The sequence below is a fragment of the Amycolatopsis sp. cmx-11-12 genome (genome assembly GCF_046269425.1).
Classification (GTDB): domain Bacteria; phylum Actinomycetota; class Actinomycetes; order Mycobacteriales; family Pseudonocardiaceae; genus Amycolatopsis.
The window spans coordinates 16030-42990 of record NZ_JADNQM010000014.1 but is presented as its reverse complement, the minus strand read 5'-3'; the positions used below and the strand labels follow the sequence as shown (position 1 = coordinate 42990).

General features: G+C 69.4%; 30 protein-coding genes. 10 read left to right on the top strand and 20 right to left on the bottom strand.

The genetic code is table 11. From position 1 onward, the window contains the following. The first annotated feature begins 34 nt into the window (after positions 1-34). Positions 35-670, top strand: coding sequence for a helix-turn-helix transcriptional regulator (locus ACLARN_RS20420; protein WP_409493028.1), 636 nt, complete (start codon positions 35-37; stop codon positions 668-670). 378 nt (positions 671-1048) lie between these two features. Here ACLARN_RS20420 and ACLARN_RS20415 read toward each other — a convergent pair whose 3' ends face one another. The 3 genes from ACLARN_RS20415 to ACLARN_RS20405 all read right to left on the bottom strand — a co-directional run bounded on the left by ACLARN_RS20415 (position 1049) and on the right by ACLARN_RS20405 (position 3614). Next, positions 1049-1639, bottom strand: coding sequence for a helix-turn-helix transcriptional regulator (locus tag ACLARN_RS20415; protein ID WP_409493027.1), 591 nt, complete (start codon positions 1637-1639; stop codon positions 1049-1051). Further along, the gene (locus ACLARN_RS20410; RefSeq protein ID WP_409493026.1) at positions 1636-2712 is read right to left on the bottom strand and encodes a hypothetical protein; all 1077 of its coding nucleotides are present in this window, start codon (positions 2710-2712) and stop codon (positions 1636-1638) included. Before ACLARN_RS20410 ends, ACLARN_RS20415 begins: the two co-directional genes overlap by 4 nt. A 374-nt stretch (positions 2713-3086) precedes the next feature. Beyond that, entirely contained in the window at positions 3087-3614 is a 528-nt protein-coding gene (locus tag ACLARN_RS20405) for an EF-hand domain-containing protein (RefSeq protein WP_409493025.1), read from the bottom strand. A 199-nt stretch (positions 3615-3813) separates the two neighbouring features. On the opposite strand from ACLARN_RS20405, the gene ACLARN_RS20400 reads away from it, so the two are divergent. From ACLARN_RS20400 to ACLARN_RS20385, 4 genes are all read left to right on the top strand, one after another. Next, a complete protein-coding gene (locus tag ACLARN_RS20400; RefSeq protein WP_409493024.1) occupies positions 3814-4020 on the top strand; it encodes a hypothetical protein in 207 nt (68 codons plus the stop codon). 129 nt (positions 4021-4149) lie between these two features. Continuing rightward, entirely contained in the window at positions 4150-4326 is a 177-nt protein-coding gene (locus ACLARN_RS20395) for a CsbD family protein (protein WP_409493023.1), read from the top strand. A gap of 79 nt (positions 4327-4405) precedes the next feature. Then, positions 4406-5116, top strand: a complete 711-nt coding sequence (locus ACLARN_RS20390; protein ID WP_409493022.1) for a pentapeptide repeat-containing protein — start codon at positions 4406-4408, stop codon at positions 5114-5116. A 45-nt stretch (positions 5117-5161) separates the two neighbouring features. Further along, the gene (locus ACLARN_RS20385; RefSeq protein WP_409493021.1) at positions 5162-5500 is read left to right on the top strand and encodes a helix-turn-helix domain-containing protein; all 339 of its coding nucleotides are present in this window, start codon (positions 5162-5164) and stop codon (positions 5498-5500) included. Here the strand turns inward: ACLARN_RS20385 and ACLARN_RS20380 are convergent. From ACLARN_RS20380 to ACLARN_RS20370, 3 genes are read right to left on the bottom strand one after another with little or no spacing between them, the layout of a single operon-like run. After that, positions 5497-6087, bottom strand: coding sequence for a ClpP family protease (locus ACLARN_RS20380; protein WP_409493020.1), 591 nt, complete (start codon positions 6085-6087; stop codon positions 5497-5499). The genes ACLARN_RS20385 and ACLARN_RS20380 overlap by 4 nt on opposite strands. Then, complete coding sequence (locus ACLARN_RS20375) at positions 6084-6710, bottom strand: ClpP family protease (RefSeq protein WP_409493019.1); 627 nt, start codon at positions 6708-6710, stop codon at positions 6084-6086. The genes ACLARN_RS20380 and ACLARN_RS20375 overlap by 4 nt, the downstream gene beginning before the upstream one ends. Before the next feature lie 56 nt (positions 6711-6766). After that, entirely contained in the window at positions 6767-7984 is a 1218-nt protein-coding gene (locus tag ACLARN_RS20370) for a serine/threonine-protein kinase (protein ID WP_409493018.1), read from the bottom strand. 118 nt (positions 7985-8102) lie between these two features. On the opposite strand from ACLARN_RS20370, the gene ACLARN_RS20365 reads away from it, so the two are divergent. Then, on the top strand, positions 8103-9665 hold the full coding sequence (locus tag ACLARN_RS20365; RefSeq protein ID WP_409493017.1) for a PucR family transcriptional regulator: 1563 nt from the start codon (positions 8103-8105) through the stop codon (positions 9663-9665). Here ACLARN_RS20365 and ACLARN_RS20360 read toward each other — a convergent pair. From ACLARN_RS20360 to ACLARN_RS20350, 3 genes are read right to left on the bottom strand one after another with little or no spacing between them, the layout of a single operon-like run. Then, positions 9653-10522, bottom strand: a complete 870-nt coding sequence (locus ACLARN_RS20360) for a polysaccharide deacetylase family protein (protein ID WP_409493016.1) — start codon at positions 10520-10522, stop codon at positions 9653-9655. The two genes, ACLARN_RS20365 and ACLARN_RS20360, sit on opposite strands and share 13 nt — an antisense overlap. Next, a complete protein-coding gene (locus ACLARN_RS20355; RefSeq protein ID WP_409493015.1) occupies positions 10519-11646 on the bottom strand; it encodes a tRNA-dihydrouridine synthase in 1128 nt (375 codons plus the stop codon). Before ACLARN_RS20355 ends, ACLARN_RS20360 begins: the two co-directional genes overlap by 4 nt. Continuing rightward, on the bottom strand, positions 11643-12257 hold the full coding sequence (locus tag ACLARN_RS20350; RefSeq protein WP_409493014.1) for a DUF1989 domain-containing protein: 615 nt from the start codon (positions 12255-12257) through the stop codon (positions 11643-11645). Before ACLARN_RS20350 ends, ACLARN_RS20355 begins: the two co-directional genes overlap by 4 nt. A gap of 139 nt (positions 12258-12396) precedes the next feature. Between ACLARN_RS20350 and ACLARN_RS20345 the strand changes: the two genes are divergently transcribed. The 3 genes from ACLARN_RS20345 to fahA all read left to right on the top strand — a co-directional run bounded on the left by ACLARN_RS20345 (position 12397) and on the right by fahA (position 15176). After that, positions 12397-12930: a MarR family winged helix-turn-helix transcriptional regulator gene (locus ACLARN_RS20345; RefSeq protein WP_409493013.1), complete on the top strand. Its 534-nt coding sequence runs from the start codon at positions 12397-12399 to the stop codon at positions 12928-12930. A gap of 228 nt (positions 12931-13158) precedes the next feature. Continuing rightward, positions 13159-14004 carry a hypothetical protein gene (locus ACLARN_RS20340; protein WP_409493012.1) on the top strand — a complete coding sequence of 282 codons (846 nt, stop codon included), beginning with the start codon at positions 13159-13161 and terminating at the stop codon, positions 14002-14004. Then, entirely contained in the window at positions 14001-15176 is a 1176-nt protein-coding gene (fahA, locus tag ACLARN_RS20335) for a fumarylacetoacetase (protein WP_409493011.1), read from the top strand. Before ACLARN_RS20340 ends, fahA begins: the two co-directional genes overlap by 4 nt. A 9-nt stretch (positions 15177-15185) precedes the next feature. On the opposite strand, the gene ACLARN_RS20330 is transcribed toward fahA, so the two are convergent. From ACLARN_RS20330 to ACLARN_RS20320, 3 genes are all read right to left on the bottom strand, one after another. Continuing rightward, positions 15186-15902 carry an ANTAR domain-containing protein gene (locus tag ACLARN_RS20330; RefSeq protein WP_409493010.1) on the bottom strand — a complete coding sequence of 239 codons (717 nt, stop codon included), beginning with the start codon at positions 15900-15902 and terminating at the stop codon, positions 15186-15188. Between the two features lie 78 nt (positions 15903-15980). After that, positions 15981-16358, bottom strand: a complete 378-nt coding sequence (locus ACLARN_RS20325; protein WP_409493009.1) for a DUF6292 family protein — start codon at positions 16356-16358, stop codon at positions 15981-15983. Between the two features lie 188 nt (positions 16359-16546). Next, the gene (locus ACLARN_RS20320) at positions 16547-16903 is read right to left on the bottom strand and encodes a MarR family transcriptional regulator (protein ID WP_409493008.1); all 357 of its coding nucleotides are present in this window, start codon (positions 16901-16903) and stop codon (positions 16547-16549) included. 399 nt (positions 16904-17302) lie between these two features. On the opposite strand from ACLARN_RS20320, the gene ACLARN_RS20315 reads away from it, so the two are divergent. Further along, entirely contained in the window at positions 17303-17950 is a 648-nt protein-coding gene (locus ACLARN_RS20315; RefSeq protein ID WP_409493007.1) for a cutinase family protein, read from the top strand. 30 nt (positions 17951-17980) lie between these two features. Here the strand turns inward: ACLARN_RS20315 and ACLARN_RS20310 are convergent, their stop codons facing one another. From ACLARN_RS20310 to ACLARN_RS20275, 8 genes are all read right to left on the bottom strand, one after another. Then, positions 17981-20239, bottom strand: coding sequence for an ATP-binding protein (locus ACLARN_RS20310; protein WP_409493006.1), 2259 nt, complete (start codon positions 20237-20239; stop codon positions 17981-17983). Positions 20240-20338: 99 nt separating this feature from the next. After that, a complete protein-coding gene (locus ACLARN_RS20305) occupies positions 20339-21028 on the bottom strand; it encodes a TetR/AcrR family transcriptional regulator (RefSeq protein WP_409493005.1) in 690 nt (229 codons plus the stop codon). 233 nt (positions 21029-21261) lie between these two features. Further along, positions 21262-22575, bottom strand: a complete 1314-nt coding sequence (locus ACLARN_RS20300; RefSeq protein ID WP_409493004.1) for an ABC transporter substrate-binding protein — start codon at positions 22573-22575, stop codon at positions 21262-21264. After that, positions 22572-23576 (bottom strand): branched-chain amino acid ABC transporter permease, encoded by a 1005-nt coding sequence (locus tag ACLARN_RS20295; RefSeq protein ID WP_409493003.1) that lies wholly within the window; start codon positions 23574-23576, stop codon positions 22572-22574. Before ACLARN_RS20295 ends, ACLARN_RS20300 begins: the two co-directional genes overlap by 4 nt. Position 23577: 1 nt before the next feature. Then, on the bottom strand, positions 23578-24456 hold the full coding sequence (locus tag ACLARN_RS20290) for a branched-chain amino acid ABC transporter permease (protein WP_409493002.1): 879 nt from the start codon (positions 24454-24456) through the stop codon (positions 23578-23580). 10 nt (positions 24457-24466) lie between these two features. After that, positions 24467-25171, bottom strand: coding sequence for an ABC transporter ATP-binding protein (locus tag ACLARN_RS20285; RefSeq protein ID WP_409493001.1), 705 nt, complete (start codon positions 25169-25171; stop codon positions 24467-24469). After that, positions 25155-25907, bottom strand: coding sequence for an ABC transporter ATP-binding protein (locus tag ACLARN_RS20280; RefSeq protein ID WP_409493155.1), 753 nt, complete (start codon positions 25905-25907; stop codon positions 25155-25157). The genes ACLARN_RS20285 and ACLARN_RS20280 overlap by 17 nt, the downstream gene beginning before the upstream one ends. An 80-nt stretch (positions 25908-25987) precedes the next feature. Then, positions 25988-26845, bottom strand: a complete 858-nt coding sequence (locus ACLARN_RS20275; protein WP_409493000.1) for an alpha/beta hydrolase family protein — start codon at positions 26843-26845, stop codon at positions 25988-25990. Between the last annotated feature and the right edge of the window lie 116 nt (positions 26846-26961).

Here is a 26961-nt window from a genome sequence, read left to right as displayed (position 1 = left end):
CGACTGGGGCCGCGGATCAAGCGGAGGGGACAGAGTGGACACGGAAACCCGACAGATCACCGTGGCGGTGCACGCGCCCGATCCGATCACCACGGCCGGCCTGGCCAGTCAGCTGGGCACGCAGCAGGGGATCGACATCCGGGACTGGGAGCAGCGCGCCGACACCGACGTACTGGTGTTCGCCGCCGAATGGCTCACCCCCGAGATCGTGCTGTGGCTGCGGCGGCTCGCCTCCGAGGACGGCAAGCCGGTGGTGCTCGTGGTGAGCCAGATCAGCGAGGCGGAACTGGTGCCCGCCATCGAATGCCGGGTGGTGGCGGTACTGCCGCGCTCCGCGACGACCGGTGAGCGGCTGGCGCACGCGGTCCGCGCGGCGGCGTCCGGCGGCGGTGTGCTCCCGCCGAGCCTGCTCGGCGAACTGCTCAAGCACGTCGAACGGCTGCAACGCGAGGTGCTCGACCCGATGGGCGTCAACACCGCGGGGCTCACCACCCGGGAGATCGACGTCCTGCGCCTGATGGCCGACGGGAAGGACACCGTCGAGATCGCCGGGGAACTCAGCTACTCGGAGCGCAGCGTCAAGCACATCATCCAGGGCATCACCGGACGTTTAAACCTCCGGAACCGGCCGCACGCCGTCGCGTACGCGGTGCGGGCCGGGGTCATCTAGCCGGTTGATTCCGTGAAAAATCACGTAAAGGACACTTTTCGAGCCGAATCGTCCGATTAGATGCTGTATGTCCGTATCGCCAAGGCCGTGAAGGCCTCCTTGCCTACCTTGAGGGTAAGCAAGGAGGCCTTCGCGACCTTGGTTCGCGCCGAAGGGGCGTTCGTGACCGAGACGGCCACGGCCACCCGAGCATGTCGTGTCCTTTATGGACGGTTAAGGGAAGGATTCCTTCGCGGGGTTGCACTTCTCGGAATCACTCAGCTAGTCCGAGTCACGACGCCCCTGTGCTGAAACCCGTAACTCGCGTGCTTGAAGGCGTAACTCACGTGCTTAGACGGCGAACTCACGTGATTGGACGGAGAACTCGCGAGGTCGGGTTCAGATCAGGCCGGCGCGGATGGCGGCGGCGACCGCTTGTGCCCGGTTCCGCAGCGCCAGTCGCCGCTGGGCCCGGTACAGGATGTTCTTGATGGTGCGCTGGGAGTAGCCCATCGCCTCGCCGATCTCCGCGGTCTCCTTGCCTTCCGCGATCAGCCGCAACACGCGGAGCTCGCGTTCGTGGAACAGCGAAGCCCCGCCCGTCGAGACGTCGTACTCGGCGGCCAGCTTCCCGGGGGAGGACGTGACCGCCGTCCGCGCGGCCATGACCTCCGCGATCAGTCGTTCCGCCCCGGCCTCCCGGTGCGGCAGCAGGCAGCGCACCCCGGCCGTCACGGCCGCCTGGTGGCCCGCCGCCGGCAGCGGCCCGGCGATCAGCACACCGGGCAGGGCGCCTTGTTCCGCCACCGCCCGCCGGAGCACCGGGAGGTCGTGTTCGACCGGGTCCTCGGCGGCCACCAGCACGTCCGCGCCCCGGACACCGGACGGCACCACGTCGAGCATCGCGGCGGGCGAGAGCAGGCCGACCAGCCCCGCCAGGGTGACCGGGTCGGCCGAGTAGACGGCCACCCGGATGTGCGGCGCGTTCACGAGGCGTATCGGCCGTTCTCGGCGACCGTCCAGCCGGGGAGGTCGACCTCGGTGAGCACCTGGGGATCCGTCGCGCCGTGCCGCACCAGGCGTTCGGCCGCGACGGCCAGTTCGAGCGGCTGCGCGCGTTCGCGGGCCAGCCACAGGCATTCGCCGCCCGGCTCCTGGCCGAGGCAGGCCCGGACCAGATGCCGATGCAGCAGCACCCGCCCGGTCGGCATCGCGGAAGCGAGATCCTCCAGCGCGTCGAGCGCCTTCTGCGCCCCGGCACGGTCGTTCGCCCGCAACGCCAGTTCGGCGAGGTCGGCCCAGGCGATGTCCGTGCCGACGGCGAGTCCGCGGGTGGCCGTGTGCAGGCGGCCGGCGGCGCGGTCGGTCTCACCCAAGGCGATGTCGACCCTGGCCTCCGCGACGTCGAGCAGATGCGACAGCGTCGGGGCCGTGGCGCGGGCGGCGGTCAGCAGCTCCCTGGCCGCGGTGACCCGGCCCTGCGACAGCAGGACCGTCACGGTCGACAGGTGCATCGCCGCCGATCCGATGTTGTAGCCGCGCCGCGACCGGTCGGCCACGCAGCGGTGGGCGAAGTCGACCGCGAGGGAGGACTCGCCACGCATGGCCGCGAGCATCGAACGTTCGCTGTCACGCAGTCCGGTTTCGGGGAAGACCTCGTCGGACAGCAGCTTTTCCGCGCGTGCCCGTTCGCCGAGCACCAGCAGCGCGGCGACGTACGAGGTGATCTGGTCGTTCCGGTGCCGCCTCGCCGTCCTCAACGGCCACCGCTCGCGTTCGGTCAGGTTCGCGCCGAAGCGCGCGGAGCGGCCTGCCCAGAGTTCGGCAAGGCTGCCGAAGAGTTCGCCCAACATCGCGGAAACCGTCGATTCGGTGCGCCACGAATCGTTCTCCGCCAACAGTTCGGCCGCTTCGGCCCACCGGTCGAGCAGGCTCAGTGCGATCGCGCTCGACGCCACCGACCAGTCCGGCGGATTCGTGGCGATCCTCGCCAGTTCGGCCGTGTTGCCGGAGTTGTGCAGTGCGCAGACGGCGATCGACTGGGCTTCCTGCACGGCGTCCACGTCTGACATCTTGAGTGGACTCGAGCGCCCGCGACTCGTCACCCGGCGGTTCTGGCCCGTATGGACGGTGGGTCCGCCCGAAAGCCGCGACCGGATGTGCGCCGGCCATCGGTCGGCGCACATCCGTCTGCGCGGGACCGGTGTGATCCGGTGCGGTGCCGCCCCAGGGGGGTGATGGGAAGGCACCGAATCCAGGACACCACCGACACGGCACGGCCGCATGGGGTGGCGGACGTGCCTGCGTCGCGACCGGGCGGAGCGTGAGCCCCTGGCCCGTCACCGGCCGCATCACCGACGCTAGCGTGATTCGGCCCCGGTACGGCGGCTTTCGGGTCGCAAGGTCATCGGCACTGAACGAAAGGGCAGCACGGACGTCAGGCCGCCAGTGGACCGAAGACGAGCGTGCCCGGCGCCTCGGCGTCGTCACCCGCCCAGAACTCCAGCCACAGCGCGGCGAACTCGTTCCGGGACAGCATTCCGTCACCGTCGGAGTCCAGCAGCGGGAACGTGGCGTCGGTGTCGGTGGGGCGGCCGTTCCAGACCTCGATCAGCTGGCGGTACTCCGCCGCGGAGATCAAGCCGTCCCGGTTCTCGTCGATCGCTTCGAACATCGCGTCGGCGGTCGCGGTCACGGCCTCGGGCATGTCCGGCAGCTTGTCCACCACCAGCAGGACCTCGTCGAGGGTGACCTTGTTGTCGCGGTTCAGGTCCGACGCCGTCAGCAGGGTCGTCCACCAGCTCAGCATGATGCCGGTCAGGCGCCGCTCGTCACCGGGCCCGCGCAGCCGCGCCCAGCGGTCCGCCAGGGCCTGGAAGTCCTGCTCCTGAAGGAAACCGTCGCCGTCGAGGTCCATCGCGGCGAAAACACCCGAGATCTTGCGCCGCTGCAAGTCGCTCGCCATGCGTCCGAACGATAGGACCGGATGCCGTAGCGCACATCGGCCATTCAGGGCCACGGCGATCCACGATCGGGGGACGGCACTAGTGTCGCGGCGGGCTCGCTCCGGACGCCTGCCTGGCGGATCACTCCGACTGCCGGTACCGGGGCGACGGCACCACGGCGACGATGACCTGGACGACCGCTCTTCCGGGAGGAGACAGATGACCGCCGAGATCGAGCGGGCCGCGCACGCCTACTGTCCCGTGTGCGCTCCGGATCCTGGCCGTGGTGACCTGGTCACCGCGCTCTGCGGGGCCACCCACCCCTACTGGGGCCGTCGCGAGCGGCCGGTGAACAACTGTCCCGCGTGTGAAGCGCTCGCCGCGAAGACGGTCTACCCGTGCGGCCACACCGGTAGCGAGCGATGAGGGCTTGCGGCACGGGAAGCGGCCGCGGCGGCCTGGCTCGAACGTGTCCGTCGCCACGTCGGGCAAGTCGTTTCGGAGCGGGCTGGGCGGGTATCCGGAGGGCACCGGACGACAACGAACGGAGGCCTGATGAACGACAAAGCCGAGAACAAGGTCGAAGAACTCAAGGGCAAGGCCAAGGAGGCCGCCGGAAACGCCACGGACAACGAGCAGTGGCAGGCCGAAGGCAAGGCCGAGCAGGGCAAGGCCAACGTCAAGCAGGCCGGGGAGAAGCTCAAGGACGCCGTGAAGGGCGTCCGGGACTGACCTTGGTGGTCAGAAAAGGGTCCGCCTTCGGGCGGGCCCTTTTCTTCGTGCGGGATCGTGGATGGGTACGGTCCGGTCCATGGATTTCCGGGATTTCGACGGCGTCAAGGTCCGGCGGCCTTCGGTCGAGCGGGACGGCCTCGCCCGCGAGCCCGCCTTGTTCCAGGGTGATTTCGATTTCGACGCTGTCCACCTCGACGGCGGTGAGCAGGACGGGGTCAGCGGCGGCGGCGAGATCGCGCATTCCCTTGTTTCGGACGTGAGCCTGGCGAACGCCCGGCTCGACAGGCTCACGCTCTCCGATGTGGTTCTCGAAGGTGTCGACCTGTCCAACGCGGCGATCCGCGAACTGGCCGTACGCCGTGTCGAAATCCTTCGCTGCCGGGCGATCGGGCTGGGTGTCTCGATCGCCTCCGCCAGTGACCTGTACGTCGAGAACGCGCAGTTCGATTACGCGTCGGTGGGTGTCGAGCGGGTCAAGAACGCGGTCGTGTTCTCCGGATGTTCGTTCCGGGAGACGGTATTCTCCGGCGATCTGGCCAATCTGACCTTTGTGGACTGTCAGTTCACCGACACCGAATTCGCGGTGACCGGTGCGGCGGGCTGTGACCTCCGCGGCTCGCGGTTGTCCGGTGTCCGTGGCCTGCTGACCCTGCGCGGGGCGAAGATCACGAGCGAACAGGCCGTCTCGCTCGCGGGGATCATCGCGACCGAGAGCGGCCTGTCGGTCGTCGGCGCTGGAGGAGACCGGCGTTCCGAGGCTCGTGACCCCGCCCGGGTTTCGCCTTGAGCGGAACAACCCGCGCGGGCCCCGGGCCGATGTCAGGATGACCGTATGGCGGACATCCTCCCTTTCCAGCAGAAGCGCCCTGATCCCGAGCCGGAGCCGCTGTGGCGTGACGTGCTGGGCCAGAGCCTGCGCGCGGCGAGGGAGGAACAGGGCGGCCGCCTGATCGACATCGCGGAACGCGCCGGCATCTCGCCGCAGTACCTCTCGGAGATCGAGCGCGGCCGCAAAGAGCCGTCCAGTGAGATGATCGCCGCGGTCACCGGCGCGCTCGGGATCGATCTCGCGGACCTGCTCTTCGGTATTGCGGGGACGGTCCGGCGGGGCGGCAGCACAGGCCTCGCGGTCGGCCGCCGCCCGGCGGGCCCCTTGCTCATGGCCGCTTAGCTCCGGCTGTCGAGGACGCGGTCCGCGAGCCCGTAGGCGACGGCACCCGCCGCGTCGAACACGCGGTCCCGGTCGGTGTCGTGCCGGAGATCCGAGACGGAGCGGCCGGTGTGCACGGAAAGGATCTCCTCCAGCTGCGTCCGCACCCGCACCACCTCGTCGGCCTGGAGGATGAGGTCCGGGATGGTGCCCCGGCCCTGCGCCGCGGGCTGGTGCAGCACCACGCGGGTGTGGGGCAGCACGAACCGGTGCCCCGCCTCGCCCGCGGCCAGCAGGATCGCGCCCGCCGCGACGGCCTGGCCGACACAGGTCGTCGCCACCGGCGCCTTGATGAAGCGCATGGTGTCGTACAGCGCGAGCATCGCGGACGGGTCGCCGCCCTCGGTGTTGATGTAGAGGTTGATCTCCTGCTCCGGGTTGTCCGCCTCCAGGTAGAGCAGCTGGGTGATCAACGCGTTCGCGACGCCGGAGTCGATCGCGGTCCCGAGGTAGATGATCCGCTCCGACAGCAGATGCGAGTAGACGTCCATGATCCGCTCGCCGGCGGGACTGCGGGAGATGACGTTGGGGATGGTGTAGGTGCTCATGCGCCGACAGTCCTTTCCGAGCCGAGGCCGAGTTTGTGGGTGCGCACGGGAACCACCTGGTCGAGGCTGTCGACGACGTGGTCGATGAACCCGTATTCGCGTGCCTGGTCCGTGGTGAACCAGCGATCGTGCAGGGAGTCGGCGAAGATCCGCTCGATGGGCTGTCCGGTGTCGTCGGAGATGAGGCCGAGCACCGTGTCCCGCGTGTAGCGCAGGTCGTCCGCCTGCACCTCCACCTCGACGGCCGAGCCGCCGATACCCGCCGAACCCTGGTGCATCAGGATCCGCGCGTGCGGCAGGGCGAACCGTTTGCCCTTGGTCCCCGCGGACAGCAGGAACTGCCCGGCACTGCACGCCAGTCCCAACGCGAGGGTGGCGACGTCGCACGGCACGAGCCGCATCACGTCGCGGATGGCGAGCATCGACGGGACCGAACCGCCCGGCGAGTGGATCCACAAGGCGATGTCCTTGCGGGGATCCTCGCTCGCCAGCGACAGCAGCTGGGTGGTGAGCACCGTCCCGTTGTCGTCGTCGAGCGCGCCGTCGAGGACCAGCACGCGCTGGCTGAAGAACCGTTCCCGGAGGCGTTGGTCGAAGAGTGGTTGCTTCTCGTAGTCGCTCATGCCCCGACCTTGCCGCCGGGGACCCGCTGTCCGCCGCTTTCTCTGCTGTGAGCGGATCAGCCCACAGCAGGGCGCTTGGCCGGGACGAACCAGACGACTCCCGCCAGGACGACGGCGAAGACGAGAACGAGGACATCGATGGTGAGATCCGGCTGAACCGGAAGGCCGAGGTGCATCCGCTCCTCGCCGAGGAAAGTCAGCAGACACAGCGAGATCAGCGTCAGCAGCGCGGAGACGCTGAGCATGACCTGCCCCGCCCGGACCCTGGCGAGCAGGCTCGCGCCCCCCGCCACCGCGGCCACTCCGGCGAGGATCAAGGTGATGTCTCCCAGAGAGATCCACGGGTGATAGAACTCGAAGAAGTAATACGCCTCGTGCATCAGCATCGCGTTGCCGAGAAGAGCGAATCCGAGCACCATGCCCGCCACCCCCGCCAGGACCGCGAACACCGACGGCGTGGTCAGTCCGGGGCGCGGCGGCGCGGGCAGGAGCGGCACGGGGGCTTCGATCCCGTTCGCGGCCTGCGCCAGCAGCGGGAGCGCGTGGTCCGGCAGCAGGCGTGCTTGTGGCGCTTTCGCCAGCAGCCCGCGGAGGACGTCCGCGAGCGGTCCGTACGTCCGGTCGAAGGACGGCTGCTCGTTGACGACGGCGTACAGCGTGGCCGCGACGTTCGCCCGTTGGAAGAAATTGCCGCCCTCACTCGCGCTGAGCAGGGTCACGCCGAGCGACCAGAGATCCGAGTGGGGAGTGCCGTCGTGCCCCGCGATCTTTTCGGGGGCGAGGAAGGCAGGCGTGCCGACCGGGTCGAGGGCCTTGGCGATCCCGAAGCCGGTCAGTTTCACCGCGCCGTCGGGACCCACCAGGATGTTCGCGGGCCGCACGTCCCCGTGCACGATGCCCGCCGTATGCGCGGCGGCGAGCGCGCCGAGCACCTTTCCGCCGATTTCGGCGACGAACCGAGGCCGCATCGGACCCGAGGACGCCCACTCCTCCAAGGTCCGCCCTTCCACCGGGTCCATTACGAGGAACGCCGTCCCGTCCGCCACCACGACATCGTGGACGGGCACCACCGACGGGTGATCCACCGCGACACGGGCTTCCCGCCGGAGCCGCTCCACGAGAGCGGGCTCGTGGGCGGGCAGCGGCAGCTCCTTGATCGCGACCTGGCGGCCGTCCGGCCCGTCCTCGCCGCGCCACAGCACGGCCGTCCCGTCGCGACCCAGCTCCTCGAGCAGGGTGTAGCGCTCGGCGATCATGCGTGAAGCTGCCGTCACAGTCGGTCTCCTCGAAATTCCGCGGGGTCTTCGAGACACGCTAGCCAGCGATCATGAAAAACCGATGAAATGGCCGATCATCCACAATGGACGTATTCGGCTGGATATATTCACAGTCATGCTGAGCTTGACGGCGCTGGTCGCGGACCCGGATCTCGAACTGCGGGTGGTCGTCCCCGGCCGCGGCGGGGCACTGACCGAGCAGGTGCTGTGGGTGCACAACACCGAGCTGCCCGACCCCGCGCCGTACGTGCGCGAGCACGAGGTCGTGCTGACCAACGGCCTCTGGCTGGACCGCACCGGCCCGGCGGACTTCGTCGAACGGGTGGTCCGCGCGGGAGCGGCGGGGATCATCTTCGGCCTGCGCGTGGAACAACGCGACACTCCGGCGGCGCTCGCCGAGGCGTGCCGGGAAGCCGGGCTGCCCCTGCTGGAGATCTCGATAGCGGTGCCGTTCACGGCGGTCACCCGTGCGGCGGCGGCGATCCAGGCCAGGGGCAGGCAGAACGCGCTGATGTCGCTGGTGCGGCGAGGGGACGAGCTGACCTCGGCGTTGTCGAGGGGCGACGGCGCTTCCGGGGTGCTCGCGGTTCTGCGCCGTGAGCACGAGTTGCCGCTGGTGGTCGTGGACCGGATGGGCCGCGAGCTGGCGGCGGCCGGTGCCGAACTGGACGCCGGGCAACTGCGTGCCGCGGCGGAGGCCTTGACCAGTCGTCCGCCGCCGCTGGAGACGGAACTGGGCGCGGGGACGCGAGCGGCGCTGTTCCCGGTCGGCGCGATCGGCGACGCGGACGCCGCGCTGCTCTGCCTGCGTCCCTCTGCCGAGCTGACGCAGGAGGAGCGGGACGCGCTGGAGCAGACCGCCCGCTACCTCAGTCTGGAGGTGGCCCGGCACCAGGCGGTGCAGGCGATCGAGATGCGGTTCGCCGTCGAGTTGCTGGACATGGTGCTCTCCGGCGCGCAGCGTGTCGCGGAGGTGCCCGGCAGGCTGCGTGCCTTCGGGGTCGACCCGGACGGGCCGCTGACGGTGCTCGCGCTGGCGTTCGCGGGCGACGACGACACCGCGACGTGGGCGGGGATGGCGGAGGCCGTGACGGATTTCCTGCTGGCGGACGGGCTGCCCGCGGTCGTGGCGGCGGGCAGCCGGGACGTCGTGGCGGTGCTGCCCTGGCGTTCGGGGACGCAGTCGCCCGCCGCCCTCGCGCCCCGGCTGGCGGCGGCGGTGTCGCATCGGTTCGGCGGCAGGCGCGTCGTGGTCGGGCTGGCCGATCCCGTGTCCGGCGCCGCCGAACTCCGCACGCCGTTGTCGCGTAGCCGCGAAGCCTGCCGCGTGCTTCGCGGCAGGCGCGGCGGGCCGGTGGCGGCGAGTTTCGCCGAGCTGGGCAGCTACCGGCTGCTGCTGGAGTCGCACGACGAGCAGTGGCGGCACACTTTCGCCGACGCCCTGCTCGGCCCGCTGCGCGAGCACGACCGCGCCCGCGACGGCGACCTCGAAGCGACCTTGCGGGTGTTCCTCGACCACGACGGCCAGTGGGCGCCGACCGCCGCCGCCCTTTTCGTGCACGTCAACACCTTGCGCAACCGGCTGGCCAAGGTCACCGAGCTGACCGGCCGCGACGTCGGGCGGACCGCGGACCGCGTCGACCTGTTCCTGGCGCTGGAAGCAGGTCAGTCCGGATAGACCGCCGGGTCGACTTCGAGGCGCCGCAAGGGTTCCGCGGGCAGAGCCGGGTCGGCCAGCGCCGCGGCCGCCACGTCCCGGCACCGGGCGAACCGGACGTCACCGAGGCCGAGCCCGAACTCGATGAGCGCCCGTACGGCGGCCAGCCGTCCCGGCCTGCCCGACAGGAACGGGTGCAGGCACAGATTGAACAGGCAGCGGTAGCGGCGCATCGCGTCCAGTTCCGCGCGCCACAGCTCCAACACCCGCACCGGGGAAGTGATCACCGAACCGATCTGTGGCGCGGGAAGGAACGCGTACTGCTCCCAGTCGTCGAGCGACCAATGCACCGGGAGTTCGGCGATCCGGCCAGCCTCGGTTTCGATGAGGTAGGGCCGGTCGTCGGCCATCAGCGACGAGTCGTAGCTCAGCCCGTGTTCGGCCACCAGTCCCGGAGTGTCCCAAGTGGACTCCCAGCCCGCCGCGCGATGGCCGCTGATCTCGATGCCCTGGCTCGCGAAGACCGCCATGCCGCGCTCGAAGTCGGCCCGCTGCTCGGCCACGGTCATCGCGGTCGGCGGCCGGTGGCTGTAGGAGTGGTGGGCCACCTCGTGTCCGCGTTCCACGATCGTGGTGGCCAGGCCGGGCCGCTGTTCGGCGACCCAGCCCGGCACGAAGAACGTCGCGGGCACGGCGAGTTCGTCGAGCAGGTCGAGGATGCGTGGCACCCCGACCCGGGGCCCGTACGCCTGATGCGACATGGTCGACAGGTGTTCGGCGTAGCCCCGGCCTCGCGCGAGGATCGGGGACTCCGCGTCCACGTCGAAGGTCAGGGTCGCCACGGCGGCCGCGCCGCCGTGCCAGCTGGTTTCCGTCACGCTTGCCGACTCTCCCGCCAGCGGCGCGAGTTCGCCACCGTGACCGTGGGGGAGACCATCGCCCGGTCGAATTCCTCCAGGGGTTCCGCCGCGGCGACGCGGGCGGGCAGATCCGGGTTGGCCAGTGCGCCGTGGCCGAGCGAAAGCAGGTCGGCGTGCCCGCCGGCGAGCACCTCTTGCGCCTGGGTGAGGTCGTGCATGCCGCCGTTGGCGATCACCGGCAGACCGGTGACCTGCCGGGCGAGGGCGGTGATGGTGCCGCCGTCGGCCAGCTTCGCCGTCTCCAGCCAGTTTCGGCCCTCACTGGCGATGTGGAGGTAGCCTGCGCCTGCCTCGGCGACCGCCGCGAAGATCACCTCGGCGTCGTCGCGGCCGCCGGGCCAGCGGTAGGTGAAGTCGTTGACCTTCGTCTGCGACAGCCGTACCCCGGTCAGCAGATCCGGCACGGCTTCGGCGACGGCGGTCACGACGCGGGCGGTCAGCCGGATCCGGTTGGCGACCGGTCCGCCGTATTCGTCGGTGCGCTGATTGGTGTAGTCGGTGAGGAACTGGTCGAGCAGGTAACCGTTGGCCGCGTGCACCTCGACGCCGTCGAACCCGGCCTGACGGGCGCGCTCGGCCGCCGCCGCGAACCCGGCGACGACGTCGTCGATCTCGGCGATGGTCAGCTCCCGGGGTACGGGCCACGGCCCGGAACCGCCGTACGCGCGCATCTTCTCCCGGAGCGGCTGGACGGCCGACGGGCCGACGGTGTGATCCTGGTGCGGATTTCCCTGTGCGATCGCCCCGGCATGCATGAGCTGGGCGATCATCCGGCCGCCCGCCGCGCGCACCCCGGCGGTGACGACACGCCAGCCCGCGACGTGCTCGTCACGCGCGAGGCCCGGCTGGTTGAGGTACCCCTGGCTGGCCGCCGTGTCGGGGTAGGTGCCCTCGCTGAACACCAAGCCGAAGCCACCGCGGGCGAATTCGGCGTAGTAATCGGCCATCTCGCCGGTCGGGGTGCCGTCGGGCCGCGCCGAGACGCGGGACATGGGGGCGACGGCGTAGCGGTTGCGCAGCGCGAGGCCGCCGAGCGTGATCGGGGCCAGCGCGGGATGGGCGTGTTCGACGGTGGTGGTCATGACAGGGTTCCTCCATTGTGGACGGTTTCGATGGCGAGCGGGGTGAGCCCGGCGTCGCTGATGCGCACGAGATCCTGCGGGCAGGCGGAGACCACGACGACGCAGTCCAGTTCGGCGCGCAGGGTCACCGCGTCGCCGGGCCGCGAAGACGCGGTGAGCCAGCTCAAGCGGCCGTCCTCGCCGACCGGGATGCGCATGAAGACGTTGATCGGCTGCGGGGTCGGACCCACGAAGCTCAGCCCGGCGTCGGCCAGCGCCTCGCGCAGATTCGCCGCGCAGGACCGGTGCTCCGGAGCCCCCAGCGCGGCGTACCGGGCCGGGTCACAGGCGGGGATGAGCATGTCGTGCTCGCCGGGGGAGGTGTCCTCGACCAGGGTCAGGATCGGGCGGCGCCGGTCGGTCACGAAGGACTCGCCGACGGTGGGGAACAGCCTGTCGGTCCCCGCGCGGGTGTGCGCCGCGCTGTGGTGCTCGGCCAGTTCGGGACCGCTGTCCGTGAACGCGAACACGTCACCGACCTGGCCTCCTTCGACGTCGATCACCCGCACGAGGTCACCCGCGGCCACTCGCACGGCCCGGGCGGTCCCCGGTGGCACTTCCGTTCTGTTCATGCCTTCAGCTAACCGGTGAGGACTGGTCGTGCGCCATGGAGGAAGCTCCATGATCACGACTTTCTGTTGGAGATATCTCTATTTCGGGAAACTAGTTTCGACTTTGACCATTTTCGAGAGAGGAGGTTAGTGTTCGGCGATGGAAGACGTGGACTCGGCCGGGCTGGACTTCTGGTCGTTCGTGGCGCTGGCCAACCAGCGGCTCGCGCAGGAGTACGGCTTCCGGTACCAGCTGGCGACCGAGGTGCTGCTGACCCTCAACCGGGCCTCCGACCTGGTCACTTACGACCTCGAAGCCGCCGTGCACCGGCCGCGCGGCCGGTCTTGGTCGGCGTTCCGGCTGCTGTTCGTCGTCTGGCTCGCCGGTCCGCTCGAACCGACGAGCGCCGCCCGGCTGACCGGGATGAGCCGGGCGGCGGTGTCGAATCTGGTCAAATCGCAGGTCGCGGAGGGAATGCTCCACCGGGTCCCGGACGAACGGGACGGCCGGTCGGTGCAGCTGTCGCTGACCGAGGCCGGGCACGAGGAGATGGTCTCGGTCTTCCGTGAGCACAACGAGCGCGAGTTCGGCTGGACGAACGCGTTGACCGAGACCGAGCAGCGCATCCTGGTGATGCTGCTGGGCAAGCTGATCACGAGCCGCGCCGAGTTCGGCACCCGCAGCCGCAAGTGAGGCCTCTACTTGCGGCCGCCATCCAGGGTGTCGCGAAAGCCACTTTCGGGACGTCTGATGTCTCGAAAGTGGCTTTCGCGACACGGCCACGGGGCAGTCGCGAGGTGGCCCTTCACGGACCTGCGATCGACTGGCAAACCACTCACGACCCCTTCCCGTCCCCCAAGCGACCGGACTACGCTGCCAGCAGTTAGTAAAAGTGTGAACTAAATCGGCGAGGAGGAGACCATGGTGGACGGCGGGCGGATTCCCGCGCTCTTCGCCGGGCTGTGTGACGACGCCGCGGTGTTCCCACCGGGTCTGGCTCCGCTGCCGGACGCCGTCGTGGCGCACGACGAGTACGTCTCCGCCTGGTACGCCGACCTCGTCGGGCCGCTGGTGGTCGCCGCCACGGCACTCGGCGACCTCGACGGTGTCCTCGCGGGACGCGACGTTCCCTTGCCGGTCGCGGTGACGCTCCCGGGTGGTCCCGCGCAACTCGCCGGCGTGCTCAAGGCTGTCGCCACGCTGCCGGTGAAACTCGACGCGCTCGAAATCGCCGTGCCGGACGGTATGGGACCGGACGCCCTGCTCGCCGCGATTTCCGGCGCCACCGCACCGGTTTACGTCGAGATCCCGCGTGACGACCGGCGCGTCCCGTTGCTGACCGCTCTTTCCGGTACCGGCCACCGCGCGAAGTTCCGCACCGGCGGCGTCCGGGCCGAGCTGTATCCCGACGAAGCCGAACTCGCCGCCGCGGTCCGGACGGCCGTCGAGGCGGGCGTTCCGTTCAAGGCCACCGCCGGGTTGCACCACGCGCTCCGCAACACCGATCCGGAGACCGGCTTCGAACAGCACGGATTCCTGAACCTGCTGCTGGCCACCGACGCCGTCCTCCGCGCCGACGGCGACCCGGAAGCCTTGCTCGCCGAGCGGGACGGCGCGGTCGTCGCCGCGCGCCTGCGGGCGCTGGACGCGGACCGGGTCGCCACCGCCCGCGCGGGTTTCACGTCGTTCGGCACCTGCAGCATCACCGACCCCTTGACCGAACTGGCCGGGCTCGGCCTGCTCGAGACGCCCCGAGGAGAGGCATGACCACGATCGACATCCCCGACGGCTCCCTGTTCGGGATCGAAAACCTGCCCTACGGCGTGTTCTCCGTCGACGGCGATCCCGCCCGCGTCGGCGTGCGTGTCGGGGACTCGGTCCTCGATCTGGCCGCGGCACTCGGCGACGACGTCTTCGCCGCGCCGTCGCTGAACCCGTTCATGGCGCAGGGATACGACCGCTGGGTGGCGGTCCGGGAGAGGATCCGCGAGCTGGCCACCGGCGAAATCCCCGACGGTGCGGTGCATCCCGTCGGGCGGGTGACGATGCATCTGCCGATCGAGGTCGCGGACTACGTCGACTTCTACGCCTCCGAGCATCACGCGTCGAACGTCGGCCGGTTGTTCCGCCCGGACGCGGAACCGTTGCTGCCCAACTGGAAACACCTCCCCGTCGGCTACCACGGGCGATCCGGCACGGTCCTGGTCTCCGGTACGGATATCGTGCGCCCGAACGGTCAGCGCAAGGCGCCGGCCGACGCGGCACCGGTGTTCGGGCCGAGTACGCGACTGGACATCGAGGCGGAACTGGGTTTCGTCGTCGGCACCGGAACCCCGCCGCACACCCCGATCGCCCCGGACGACTTCCCCCGCCACGTTTTCGGCGCGGTCCTGCTCAACGACTGGTCGGCGCGCGACATCCAGGCGTGGGAATACGTTCCGCTGGGCCCGCACCTCGGCAAGAGCTTCGCGACTTCGATCTCCCCTTGGGTGGTGCCGATCCTGGCGCTGGCGGCCGCACGGATCCCGTTGCCCGGCCAGACGGATCCGGTGCCGCTGCCGTATCTGCGGGAGAGCGACCCGTGGGGACTCGACATCGACCTGGTCGTCGAATGGAACGGCGAGGAGGTCAGCCGTCCGCCTTACCGCGAGATGTACTGGTCGCCCGCCCAGATGCTCGCGCACCTGACGGTCAACGGCGCGTCGTCACGCACGGGAGACCTGTACGGATCCGGGACGATCTCCGGACCGGAGAAGAACCAGCGCGGCGCGTTCCTTGAATTGTCTTGGGGCGGCAAGGAACCGCTCACCGTGAAGGGGGAGGAGCGCACCTTCCTGCTGGACGGCGACGAGGTCGTGATCACCGGAACCGCGCCCGGCGTGGACGGCGGGCGGATCGGGTTCGGCGAGGTCCGGGGCCGGGTGCTGCCGGCGAGGTGATCGGGGCCTTCACTCCTGCGGCGCGTCGAGACGCAGTTGCCGGTTGAGCACCGCTCGCGCGACCTCGGTCACCGGGAGCCGGTGACTGAAGGCGTGGGCGCGCAACCGCAACATGGCGTTTTCGAGGCTGATCCCTAGTTCGGTGGCCAGCATCCCCGTCGCGACGTTCACGTCGTCGTAGTGGCCCGCGACGTCGTGCCGAGCCCATTGCGCGTGCGGGTCGCCCCCGCCGTTGCTGTCGGTGAGCAGCGCGGTCGTGGCGAGGGTGGCCAGTGCGAGCGCGTCGCCCAGCCCCTCCCGGCCCAGCGTTCCGGGCTCGCGGCGGTAGAGGTCCAGGGTGCCGAGCCGCAGCGCGCCGACTCCCAGCGGGAACGCGAACGCCGCGCCGACCCCGCTCGCCGCGGCACCGTCGGCGAACCCCGGCCAGCGTTGTACGTCGGTGACGAGTTCGTCGACCAGCACGGGATCACCGGCGGTGAAGGCTTCGACGCCGGGGCCTTCGCCGACCGTGTACTGCAATTCCTCCAGCGACGTCGCCCATGGGCCGTCCGCGGCGACCAGCTCCTGGTCGTTGTCCCGCAGACGCAGGGAGACCGCCGAACCGTCGACGTCGAGTTCCCCGACGGCGACCGCGCAGACGACGCCTACCCATCCGGTGTCCGGGTCCCGGTCTGCCACGCGTTCGGTGACGAGCCGCCACAGCCGTTCCCGGCGCCGACTGTCCACTGTCGCCACCTCCGTTTCGGGAATCCGGCCCCATCATCACCCACCGGGACATGAGGTCGCAGAACGGAGCGAGGGCGATCACCCGTGCCGCGGGAAGGCGGGCTCGGCGTCGGGGGTCGGGTACGACGCCAGCCTGCGCGTCAAATCGGCCTCGCCGTCGAAGTGGGGCGGCGGCTCCGGTCTCGGCGAGCGTTCGCCCGAGAGCAGGCTTTGCGCGAATTCGGCGACGACCTGGGGCGGCGGGAGCGATTCGGCGGTGAGGTAGCCGGCGACGACGAGATCCTCACCGGCGTTCGTCTCGATCGTCAACGCCCAGCCGTGCCGCTCGGTCCAGAGCAACGCCACATCGCGGTCGGGCCGGTCGGGAAGCCGCCGGTCCAAGGCGAGATACGCGCTCGCGGTCGGTTCGGTCTGCGCGTTGAACGCTTCACCCTGGAGCCCGAGCTCCTCGCTCACGCGACGCACATACCGTCGAAGGCCGTGCAAGGCCGCTTCGCCGAAATCCGCTTCCATCTCTCGATCGCCACCTCACGCTCGGGGCCCCGTCATCTGGCGCCGTCTGCTTGACGCGGCAACGAGGTTCACGCCAACGGGTTACTGAGTGTCCAGAAACCCGCCGGTTCAAACCCGAACCGGCCGTGAGGTCAGGGCAGTTCGGCTTCGAGGCGGCGTTGTAGTTCGCCGAGGGTTTCGCGCGCGAGGTCGAGCCTTTCCGGGTCGAGGCCTTCGGTGGTGCGCAAGGCGAGCTGGGTGCAGGCGAGTTCGTCGTCGACGAGCAGATCCGCGACGCGCTGAACGCTCTGGCGGGTATGGCCGAGCCGGTGGGCGATGGCCCCGACGGGCGCGGCTTCGTTCTCGATCTCGGCGAGGACCTGCCAGCGCGCCAAGCTCTGGCCGGTGGGCCGGGCGATGCCGTTGCCGATCGCCTCGACGACGTTGGTGAGCCTACCGACTTGGTCGATCAGCGCGGCGTAGGCGTCGCAAGCTTGATCGCCGCTCATGACAGCATGCTGTCATGTGGCGCTTCGGCCCGCAACAGGCGAACCAGGAGAACGAATTCCCTCCGCACCCCGCCCACTGCGTCCAGGGCCCCACCACAACGTGATGGTGCTACCGGGGTGGTCTCGTGTCGATATAGGAATCTGGACGACACCTTTGACTTACCCCTCGAAGAGATCCACGGCTGCGCGAACAACTGGGTAATAGACGCGGGAACCGCACGGGATACGTAGGGGAATGGCGCTGAATACGCATTTCGACTGATGCGTCCGCCAGGCCGCCGGGCACAGACTTCCCAGCACCCCGGGCCTCGCTGGTGCGGGTGCTTGATCGCAACTTCGCGAACCCTGCAGAAAAGGTGATCCTGCATGCGCTCCACCTGCCGTCGATTCTTTCCCCGTGTGCCGAAACGAACCATGGTCGCACCGCTTGCCGCAACACTTGCGATCGCCGGGGCGTCGGTGGTCATGGCGTCGCCCGCCGCGGCCGCCGCGAGCTGTTCCGACGTCGACGTCGTCTTCGCGAGGGGCACCGGTGAGCCGGGCGCGCTCGGCATCATCGTCGGAGACCCGGTCTTCTCCGCGGTGCGGGGCAAGCTCACCGGGAAATCCGTGAGCAGTTACGCGGTCAACTACCCGGCCAGCCTGGCGACCGACTCGGCCTCGAAGGGCAACAAGGATCTCGTGGACCACGTGACCGGGCAGGCCGCCGCTTGTCCCGGTCAGCGGTTCGTGCTGGTCGGCTATTCGCAGGGCGCCAACGTGGTGGGCAACTCGGTGGGCGTGAGCAGCGAGGGCGCCGTCGTCGGCGGCCCGATCGTCGCGACGATCCCGGCCGAGCTCGGGTCGAGGGTCGCCGCGCTCGTGGTGTTCGGTGCACCGATCGCCAAGCGCGGCGAGCACATCACCGGCGAGTACGGCGACCGCACCAAGGAGTTCTGCGCGAAGGGCGACGTGATCTGCGAGCCGGGCGGCGGGACCTTCCTCCCGCACCTCGGTTATGGCCGTAGGGCGGGCGAGGCCGCCGAGTTCGTGGCGGGCAAGGTCTGAGCGGGATGGGGCGCCGTCCGCGGCGGCGCCTCACCGCTTGCCGGTGACCCAGACCGCGATCTGCGCGCGGTTGCGGAACCCGAGCTTGGTCAGGATGTGCTGGACGTGAGTGTCGGCGGTGCGGCGGGAAATGACGAGCCGGTCCGCGATGTCCCGATTGGACAGACCCTCGGTGACGAGATCGGCGATCTCCCACTCGCGTTTGGTGAGTTCGTCGCTCCGCCGTGCCGGTGCCGTTGTGCCCGCGGTTTCCTCACCGAGCGCGAACCGTATCGCTTTCTCGCCAGTGAAGGCGCGGCCGGTGTCGAAATGGGCGCCGAACCTGTCGCCAAGCGCGTCGCGGGTGGCACGCAAGAAGCGGTCGTGCGGTAGCGCCACCGCGACTTCCGGCGACGCGCCGACGGCTTCCCAGACGGTGGCCGCCGCGCCGAACAGGATCGCGGCCCGGTCGTGTTCGCCCTGTCGCGACGCGACCCAGGCGAGGCCGTCGAGCCGGTACGCGAGCTGGAACCGGCTACCGAGCGCCCTGGCGGCGACCAGTCCCTCGCGCGCGGCGGCGGCCGCGGCGTCGGCGTCCCCGAACTGGACTTCGACGTGCACGATCCCGGCGAGCCCGATGCTGCGGTAGTACAGCTCGCCGCACGAATCGCTCAACAGGACCATCCGCCGTAGTACCTCGCGGGCCGTGTCGAGATCGCCGAGGTAGGCGGTCGCTACGCCTTGGATGTAGAGCGGGTGCAGCTCGCGGCGGACGATCCCAATGGCGCGGAACGCGGCGGCGGCTTCCGCGGCCAGGTCCGCGGTGTGGACGCCGATGCGGATCATCGACTCGAGGCTCCGGACGTAGGTCAGGAAGGCATCGAGCGCTTTGTCGTCGCGGCCGACGGCGAGTTCTTCGGCTTCGCGGAGCCGGATCGCGGCCAGTTCGACGTCGGAATGCCACAACGCGTAGAGCGCGGTGCCCGCGAGCGCGCGCGGGCGCTGCGGGTGGTCCGGTGACGTGGCGGCCAGCGCGCGGTCCAGCCAGCCCCGCGCTTCGGCGTTGAACCCGCGCAGGGTCCAGTACTCGTCGAGACGGCACGCGATCCGCAACGCCGCATCTGCTTCATCGGGCTCGGTGAGCGACCATCCCAGCGCCACGCGCAGGTTCGCCTGCTCGTGGCGCAACTGCCCGACCCAGCTGAGCTGGTTCGGGCCGACCCAGTCCTGGTCGGCCCGCTCGGTGAGCTGGTCGATCCAGTCCCGGTGTCGGCGTGCCGCGTGGGACCGCCCGCCGGCCTCGTCCAGCCGTTCCAGTCCGTATTCACGCAGACTTTCCAGCATCCGGAATCTAACGACGCCTCCGTGCTCCTCGCGGGTCAGCACGGACTTGTCCAGCAGCCCGTCGATCAGGTCAAGGACACGGTCGCGCTCGACGCCGGGCCCGACGCACACCACCTCGGCGCCGTCGAGGTCGAACGACCCGGCGAACACCGCGGCCCGTGCCCACACCGACCGTTCTGCCGCCGAACACGAGTGGTAGCTCCAGTCGATGGTGGCGCGCAGGGTCCGCTGCCGGTCCGGGGCCGTGCGCGGAGCAGCGGTCAGCAGCGCTAAACGGCTGCCCAGTTTGTCGGCGAGCTGCCGAGGCGACAGCAACCGGATCCTGGCAGCGGCGAGTTCGATCGCCAGCGGAAGGCCATCGAGCCCGCGGCAGACGCGAATTACGTCGGCTGAGTTCTCCTCAGTGAGCCGAAACGAGGGCACGACGGCGGACGCGCGGTCCACGAACAGCCGTATGCCGTCGAAGTCCAGCAACTTCTCCAGCGAGTACCTGGCGCCTTCGTCGGGGAGCCGAAGTGGCGTCACTCGCATCACCTGTTCCCCGGCTATCCTCAGCGACTGACGTCCGGTCGCCAGCACCTTCACCCGCGGGCAGTGCGCGAGCGTCGCCGCGGCGAATTCGGCGCACGCTTCGAGCAGGTGCTCGCAGTTGTCCAGCACCACCAACATCGCGCGGTCCCGCAGGTAGTCGAGCACACCGCGGGTGATCGCCCCGCCCTCTTGGTCCTGCACCCGCAGGCCGAGCCGGTCGGCGACCAGGTTGGGCAGCAGGCCCGCGTCCCGAAGTTCCGCCAACTCCACGAAGATGGCGCCATCGGCGAAACCGGACACCGCGGTGGTGGCGACGTCCGCCGCCAACCTGGTCTTGCCCACCCCGCCGGTACCGGTCAACGTGACCAGGCTCGCCGATCCCAGTACCGACCGCACCTCGGCCGCGTCCGCACGTCTGCCGACATAACTGGTCATCACGCGGGGTGATCCCACTACCGTTCTCAACGCGCACCTCACAATCCACCTCCGGGGCAACGACCGAGGCCTCCCCGCGTGGCTGGACACAGCACCGAACTAGAGGCCCCGAGGCGATCGCCGAAGGAGCATCCGCACAGCGAGCTCGGCATAGGAGTCAGCGAGATCACCGGGCCCGTAATCAGGTGCGGGCACGAACCAGTACGGTGCGCGCACGCCCATGCTCGCGATCGCAGCCATGGTGACGACGAGACCGGAACTCTCGAAGCACCCCTGTTCGACACCGCGCCTGACCGCCTCGGCGGCGATTCGTTCGGTGCGTTCGCGGATTTCCAGCGCTGTCGTCGCTCGCTCCGGCGTCAGGTGGTGCAGTTCGTCGTTGGTGACAATGGCCAGCAGTGGGTAGGTGACGTGACTGAGCACGTGCGTTCGAACCAGTTCCCGCACCTGCGTGACCGGATCAGCCTCGCAACTGCCGATTGTGCGCTCGAACGCCGTGCACAAGGCGCGGTGTCCAATGAGGACCAGCCGCGCCAGGATATCCTCCTTGGCGCGGAAGTGCTCATACAGGCTAGGTGCTTTGATACCCACCGCGCCGGCGATCTGCCGCACGCTGATGGCCGGGTAGCCATGGTGTGCGAACAGGCCCAGCGACTCCAGCAGGATTCGCAGTTCCGTGCCTTCACCGCTGCCGGGGGGAAGGCATGGTGTGCCCGCCCGGACTCGGGTCAGCGCGGTGAAGTCGCGAACATCAGCGCCGGAAGTCTTTGGTTTCCTTTCACTGGACAAGGTCGGCCTTGTCGTTGCGGCGGACATCGCTGAAGGCAGGATCGTCGCACAGTCCGCACGACGGCCCGGTGAACTCGGCCGTGATCATGACAGTGACGGTAAGCAGGGAACGACGAAAGTGATGCATCGTTGCATCCTCCCTAACAGTTGTTAGGGAGGATGGCAGGGCGGTCAGGCGGTGTCAACACCGTCGACGCTGTCGGCACCTGTCGAACGGCTTGGTCCCTACGTCCTCACTTGCCCGCTCCCGGAATGCCGTTCGACGGCGGCGCGTCGTTGGCCGCGGAGTCGTTCGCCTCGATGGGCGCGTCGCCGATGTCGGTCACCAGGACCGGCGTCAGGTCCTTGCCGACGCCGCCGTTGAGTTCGACCACCGACATGCCGGAGATTCCCATATGGCTGTCCGCGGTGTAGCGGAACGGCGCCAGGCCAGGGCCCTCGAACGTCTTGCCGGACTGCTGGATCACCTCGACGACACGCTCCCTGGTCAGGTCCCGTCCGGCCGCTTGCAGGGCCTGGACGAACGTGTACGCCTGCGCCATCCCGTAGATCCGGTAGTTCGTCAGGTCGCCGCCCTTGCCGTGCGCCTTCCAGATGTTCTGCCACAGCTTCGTCCACGCGTTGTCCGGAGCGTCGACGCCCGGCAGGTACTCCGTGGTGAGGACGCCGTCGATGAGCGACGCGCCGTTGGTCACCTTGCCTTCGGAGAACCGGGCGAGCAGCGAGCCGACGAGCGCCGGGTCGGAACCGACGCTGCTGTAGAACCACTTCGGCTTGAAACCGATCTTGAGCGACGCCAGCTGCGAAAGCGCGGTGTAGGAGGGAACATTGAAGCCCAGCACCAGATCCACGCCCGCGGCCTTGAGTTTCGCGATCTGCGGCGCGATGTCGGTGTTGCCCGGCGAGTATTTCGCGACCTCGACGATCTGCTTGTCCAGGAAGCGGCGCGCGCCCTTCTCGCCGTCGCGGCCGAAGTCGTCGTCCTGCACGAACAGGCCGACCTTGGCGTTCGGCAGGTTCTTCCGCACCCAGTCGCCGATGATCTTGCCTTCGATCTCGTAGTCCGGTTGCCAGCCGAAGGTGAACGGTGCCTTCTTCGGATCGTCGCCCCAGCGCAGCGATCCCGACGACACGAACAGGTCCGGCACCTTCGAGTTGTTCAGGAAGTCGACGACGGCGCTGTGCGTCGGCGTGCCGAGACCGCCGACCATCGCGAAGATCTCTTCCTTGAGTACCAGTTCGTTGGTGACCGCGCTGGTGTTCGTCGGGTTGTACCCGTCGTCCTTCACCACGAACTCGATCTTGCGGCCGTTGATCCCACCGTTCGCGTTCACGTAGTCGTAGTAGGCCTGGTGGCCGCTGGGGATCTCGCTGTAGCCGGGCGCGGCGACACCGGTGAGCGGGAAGTGCGCCCCGATCTTGACGGTGGTGTCGGTGACGCCGACGGCCGAGCCCTTCTCCTCGCCCTCGGGTCTGCCGCCCGCGCCGCAGGCGGCGGTGACCGTGACGGCCAGGAAGAGGGCCACGATCTTGGTCCAGCGTTTCATGAGGTTTTCCTCCGGTGGATGAGTTTCCGCAGCCCGCCTGCCAGTCCGGCCGGTGCGAGCAGCACGATCAGGACGGTGACCAGGCCGTAGATCAACGGCGCCAGATGCGCGGCCTGGACGTCGGACAGCCCGAGGTCCGTTCCCGCGCCGGTCACCAGCGGCGGCAGGAATGTCAGGAGCGCCGCCCCCGCGAGCGCGCCGACGAGGCTCCCCAAACCCCCGAGCACCACCGCGGACACCAGCAGCAGCGACAACGTCAGCGCGAACCCGCTCGGCGCCGCGAGCCGCGCGGACAACGCCATCAGCGCCCCGGCGAGCCCCGCGCATCCGGCGCTGACAACGAAAGCCTGCACCCGCGTGCGGCCGAGGTCGATCCCGGCGAGTTCGGCGGCCACGTCGCCGTCGCGCACCGCCCGCCAGTTGCGGCCGACGCGGCTTCCGGAGAGGTTCGCCAGCAGCACGAACACGATGAGCACGGCGAGCCAGGAAATGTAGGCGAGGTAACGGATCGGCGTGAGGTCCTGGCCGGTGACGAAGTACGCGGCGTCCGCGAGCCAGCCGGGGATTTCCGGCATGCGGACGGCGAGGCCTTGCTCGCCGCCGAGTGATTCGCCGAAGAACAACGGGATCCCGGGTACGGCGACGGCGAGCGCGAGTGTCGCACCGGCGAGGTACGGCCCGTGCAGCCGGGCCGCGGCGATACCCACGAGCGCTCCGACGGCCAGCGTGATCACTACTGCCAGCAGCAAGATCACGGTTAACGGCAAGGCATCCGCCGACTTCAGCAGCAACGCCGTCGAGTACGCGCCGACAGCCATGAGCGCGCCGTGGTCGAGGGACAGTTGACCATTGAGTCCCGTTAGGACGGTCAGGCCGCCCGCCGCGATGGCGAAGTACGCCATCGCGGTGAACTGCGCGTTGAGGAACGGGCCGGTGTTCTCGAGCACGAGTACGACGACGACCAGCGCGGCGAGGGCGAACAGCAGATGTCTGCGCAGCACGTCAGACCCTCCGCTCACGGACATTTGCGAACAGCCCGCCGGGTTTGAGCAGCAGCACCACCATGAGGATCGCCAGCGCGGCGAGCGGCACCAGTTCCGAGCCGACGTACCCGCTGACCAGGCTCAGCGACAGGCCCAGCACGACGCCGCCGACGACCGCGCCCACCGGGCTGTCCAGCCCGCCGAGCACCGCGGCGACGAATCCGTACACGACCACACCGTCCATATAGGACGGATGGACGAGACCGCCGCCCGCGATCAGCAGCCCTGAGAGCGAACCGGCGAGAGCGGCCAGCGCCCAGCCGAGTGTGAGCATCCGCCCGACCCGCACTCCCAGCAGTCGCGCCACTTCCTGGTCGAAGGCCGCGGCCCGCATCCGCAGGCCGAGATCGGTGCCGCGGAACAACAACACGAGCCCGGTCAGCACCACGCCGACCGCGACGATGGTGAACACGCCGAACCCGGTCAGCGCGATCGTCGTGCCACCGACCTGGAAGCCGGTGAGGCCGAACGGCGCGGGAAACGACCGGTACCGCGAGCCGAACACCAGTGCCGCCAGCGCGTGCAGCACGATGAACAGCCCGAGGGTGAGGATCACGGCGTTGATCTCGGCCTTGCCGGAGACGAACCGGACCACGAACCGTTCCACCAGCGCGCCGAGCACCAGGCCCGAAAGCAGGGCGACGGCGAAACCGAGCCAGTACGACCAGCCCGCGTCGATCAGCACCAGCGCGATGTACGTGGTGATCATCGCCATCGGCGCCTGCGCGAAGTTCACGATCCGCGTCGCCCGCCAGATCAGCACCAGCGCCAGTGCGAACGCGGCGTAGACTACGCCGAGAGTCAGCCCGGTGAGCGCGGTGGTCAGCAGTTGCTGCACGAGGCTCCTTTCAGAATCCGAGGTAGGCGTGCCGAAGTCCGTCGTCCGCGACCAGTGCCGCCGCTTCCCGCCGGACGACGACCTCGCCGAGATTGAGCACGACGCCGTGGTCGGCGATGGACAGCGCGCTGCGCGCGTTCTGCTCGACCAGCACGACGGCCAGCCCGTCGTCGCGGACGAGACCGCGCAGCAGGTCGAAGATCTGCGCCACGATCCGCGGGGCGAGACCCAGCGACGGCTCGTCCAGCAGCAGCACTTTCGGCCGGGACAGCAGCGCGCGGCCGATCACCAGCATCTGCCGTTCTCCACCGGAAAGTACGTGTGCGAGACCGCTTTTGCGTTCGGCGAGCACCGGGAACAGGTCGTAGATCCGGCGTAGCTGACGGGAGGTCGCGCGGCTGCCGGATCCGAGCGCGCCCAGCCGCAGATTCTCCTCGACCGTCAGTTCGGCCAGCACGCCACGGCCCTCGGGAACATGGGCGAGGCCGAGCGCGGGAAGGTCCTCTGTGGACACTCTGGTGATGTCCCTGCCGCCGAGGGAAACGCTGCCGCTCGTCGGCCGGACGAGTCCGGAGATGGTGCGCAGCAAGGTGGTCTTGCCCGCGCCGTTCGCGCCGAGGACGGCGGTGATCTCGCCTTCGGCGACGGACAGGCTCACGGAATCGAGTGCCTTGACCGGGCCGTAGCTCGCCGAGAGGCTATCGACGATCAGCACCGGCCACCTCCTCGCCGAGGTAAGCCGCCTGCACCGCCGGGTCCGCGCGGATCTCGTCCGGTGTACCGCGGGCGATCACCTTGCCGAAGTCCAGCACCACGATCTGGTCGCATACGCTCATCACCAGATCCATGTGATGTTCCACGAGCATCACCGACATGCGTTCGGTCAGGCCTCGGACCAGTTCGCCGAGTTCGCCGATCTCGGCCGACGACAGGCCTCCCGCCGGTTCGTCGAGCAGCAGCAGATCCGTTTCGCTGACCAGCGCCCGCGCGAGCGCGACGCGTTTCCGGACGGGGTAAGGAAGACTGGCGGGATAACGATGGGCGACGTCGGCGAGGTCGAACTCTTTCAGCTGCGCCATCGCCCGCTCCGCCAGGGTTTTCTCGTCCCGGGTCCGGCCAAGCAGTGACGACCAGAAGCCGGCTCGCGCGTGCCTGTCGGCGCCCACCAGGACGTTGTCCAGCACCGTCATCCGGTCGAAGAGACCGAGTTCCTGAAGCCCGCGGGTGATGCCGAGGCCGGCGAGATGATGCGGGCGCAGCCGCCGCAGTTCGGTGTCGCGCCAGGTCAGCGTGCCGGTGTCCGGCCGGATGAAACCGCACGCCACGTTGAAGAGCGTGGTCTTGCCGGCCCCGTTCGGGCCGATCACCCCGAGCACCTGGCCCGGGGCGACGGTCAGGGAGACGTCGGACAGCGCGACGAGACCACCGAAGGTCACCGAAACGCCGGACATCTCGAAGGTCGACAGGGTCACGCAAGAACTCCTAACGGCGAAAGGGGGTCCCGGCGCGGGCGCGCCGGGACCCGAGGCGCTCACGCGTGCGGGCAGGTGTCCCGGTAGTCGCTGATCGCGCGGTCGTCCGGGGCGGGGCAGAGGAACTGCTCGAAGCGGGTGTCGTTGTCCACGAACCGCTTCAGCCACGAGATCGTGTACTTGGCCATAGTCGTGTTCGCCGTGTTCGGGAAGAAGTGGCTCGCGTTGTCCAGTTCCATGTACGCCTTCTCCGCCGAGGCGGGAATGCTGGTGTAGAACGGGATCGAGTGCGAAGCGACCGGCGCGACAGCGTCGGATTCGCCGCCGATGACGAACGTCGGCACCCGCAGCGACGACCACGACTTCTGCGTGTTCCACGGCGCGAGCGGCACCGCGGCTTGCAGCGACGGCCGGTCCTGTGCCGCTTCGAGCGAGCCGCCGCCACCCATCGAGTGGCCGGCCACCGCGAGGCGCGAGGTGTCGATGCGAGAACGCACGGTGCTGCGCTGGGTCAGGTAGTCCAACGCGGCCAGCAGCTGGTCACCGCGGCTGGCGGGCTGGTCGTAGATCGTGTTGGTGTCGATGGTGATCACCACGAAGCCTTGCGACGCCAGCCGCGGGCCGATCCACGCGATGCTCGACTGGGTCGCGGTGTAGCCCGGTGAGATGGCGACCGCGCCGAAGGTGCCTTGCGAAGTGCTGGTCGGGTAGTAGATGGTGCCGCCGCCGAAACCGGTGACGGACACCCGCGACACCGACGTCTCCGAGACCGCGAACGAGCCACGGGAGGCCTCGATGCTGCTCTCGGTCGGATCCGGGCCTCGTTCGTACGGGTTCTCGGCGGCGTAGGCCGTTGGAGCGATAGCGAGTGCCGCGACGGCCGCCAGTCCACAAAGGATCCGGGTCGTACTACGCATGGTGCCCTCTCCGTTCGCCGTTGAACACAGTCCGTGGTGATGGACTGTGGCAAACGGACGCGAGGGACTGCATCGGCGAAATCGCCAGTCTTCGTCCGCGGCCGCACTCGCCGGGC

Bases quoted from the DNA above. Each gene is read 5' to 3' on its own strand.
- ACLARN_RS20310 (WP_409493006.1), bottom strand. From the start codon at position 20,239: ATGACCAGTTATGTCGGCAGACGTGCGGACGCGGCCGAGGTGCGGTCG.
- ACLARN_RS20350 (WP_409493014.1), bottom strand. From the start codon at position 12,257: ATGAACAGAACGGAAGTGCCACCGGGGACCGCCCGGGCCGTGCGAGTG.
- ACLARN_RS20400 (WP_409493024.1), top strand. From the start codon at position 3,814: ATGACCGCCGAGATCGAGCGGGCCGCGCACGCCTACTGTCCCGTGTGC.
- ACLARN_RS20380 (WP_409493020.1), bottom strand. From the start codon at position 6,087: ATGAGCACCTACACCATCCCCAACGTCATCTCCCGCAGTCCCGCCGGC.
- ACLARN_RS20395 (WP_409493023.1), top strand. From the start codon at position 4,150: ATGAACGACAAAGCCGAGAACAAGGTCGAAGAACTCAAGGGCAAGGCC.
- ACLARN_RS20280 (WP_409493155.1), bottom strand. From the start codon at position 25,907: ATGTCCGGCGTTTCGGTGACCTTCGGTGGTCTCGTCGCGCTGTCCGAC.
- ACLARN_RS20340 (WP_409493012.1), top strand. From the start codon at position 13,159: ATGGTGGACGGCGGGCGGATTCCCGCGCTCTTCGCCGGGCTGTGTGAC.
- ACLARN_RS20375 (WP_409493019.1), bottom strand. From the start codon at position 6,710: ATGAGCGACTACGAGAAGCAACCACTCTTCGACCAACGCCTCCGGGAA.
- ACLARN_RS20385 (WP_409493021.1), top strand. From the start codon at position 5,162: ATGGCGGACATCCTCCCTTTCCAGCAGAAGCGCCCTGATCCCGAGCCG.
- fahA (WP_409493011.1), top strand. From the start codon at position 14,001: ATGACCACGATCGACATCCCCGACGGCTCCCTGTTCGGGATCGAAAAC.
- ACLARN_RS20405 (WP_409493025.1), bottom strand. From the start codon at position 3,614: ATGGCGAGCGACTTGCAGCGGCGCAAGATCTCGGGTGTTTTCGCCGCG.
- ACLARN_RS20365 (WP_409493017.1), top strand. From the start codon at position 8,103: ATGCTGAGCTTGACGGCGCTGGTCGCGGACCCGGATCTCGAACTGCGG.
- ACLARN_RS20355 (WP_409493015.1), bottom strand. From the start codon at position 11,646: ATGACCACCACCGTCGAACACGCCCATCCCGCGCTGGCCCCGATCACG.
- ACLARN_RS20275 (WP_409493000.1), bottom strand. From the start codon at position 26,845: ATGCGTAGTACGACCCGGATCCTTTGTGGACTGGCGGCCGTCGCGGCA.
- ACLARN_RS20390 (WP_409493022.1), top strand. From the start codon at position 4,406: ATGGATTTCCGGGATTTCGACGGCGTCAAGGTCCGGCGGCCTTCGGTC.
- ACLARN_RS20320 (WP_409493008.1), bottom strand. From the start codon at position 16,903: ATGAGCGGCGATCAAGCTTGCGACGCCTACGCCGCGCTGATCGACCAA.
- ACLARN_RS20345 (WP_409493013.1), top strand. From the start codon at position 12,397: ATGGAAGACGTGGACTCGGCCGGGCTGGACTTCTGGTCGTTCGTGGCG.
- ACLARN_RS20300 (WP_409493004.1), bottom strand. From the start codon at position 22,575: ATGAAACGCTGGACCAAGATCGTGGCCCTCTTCCTGGCCGTCACGGTC.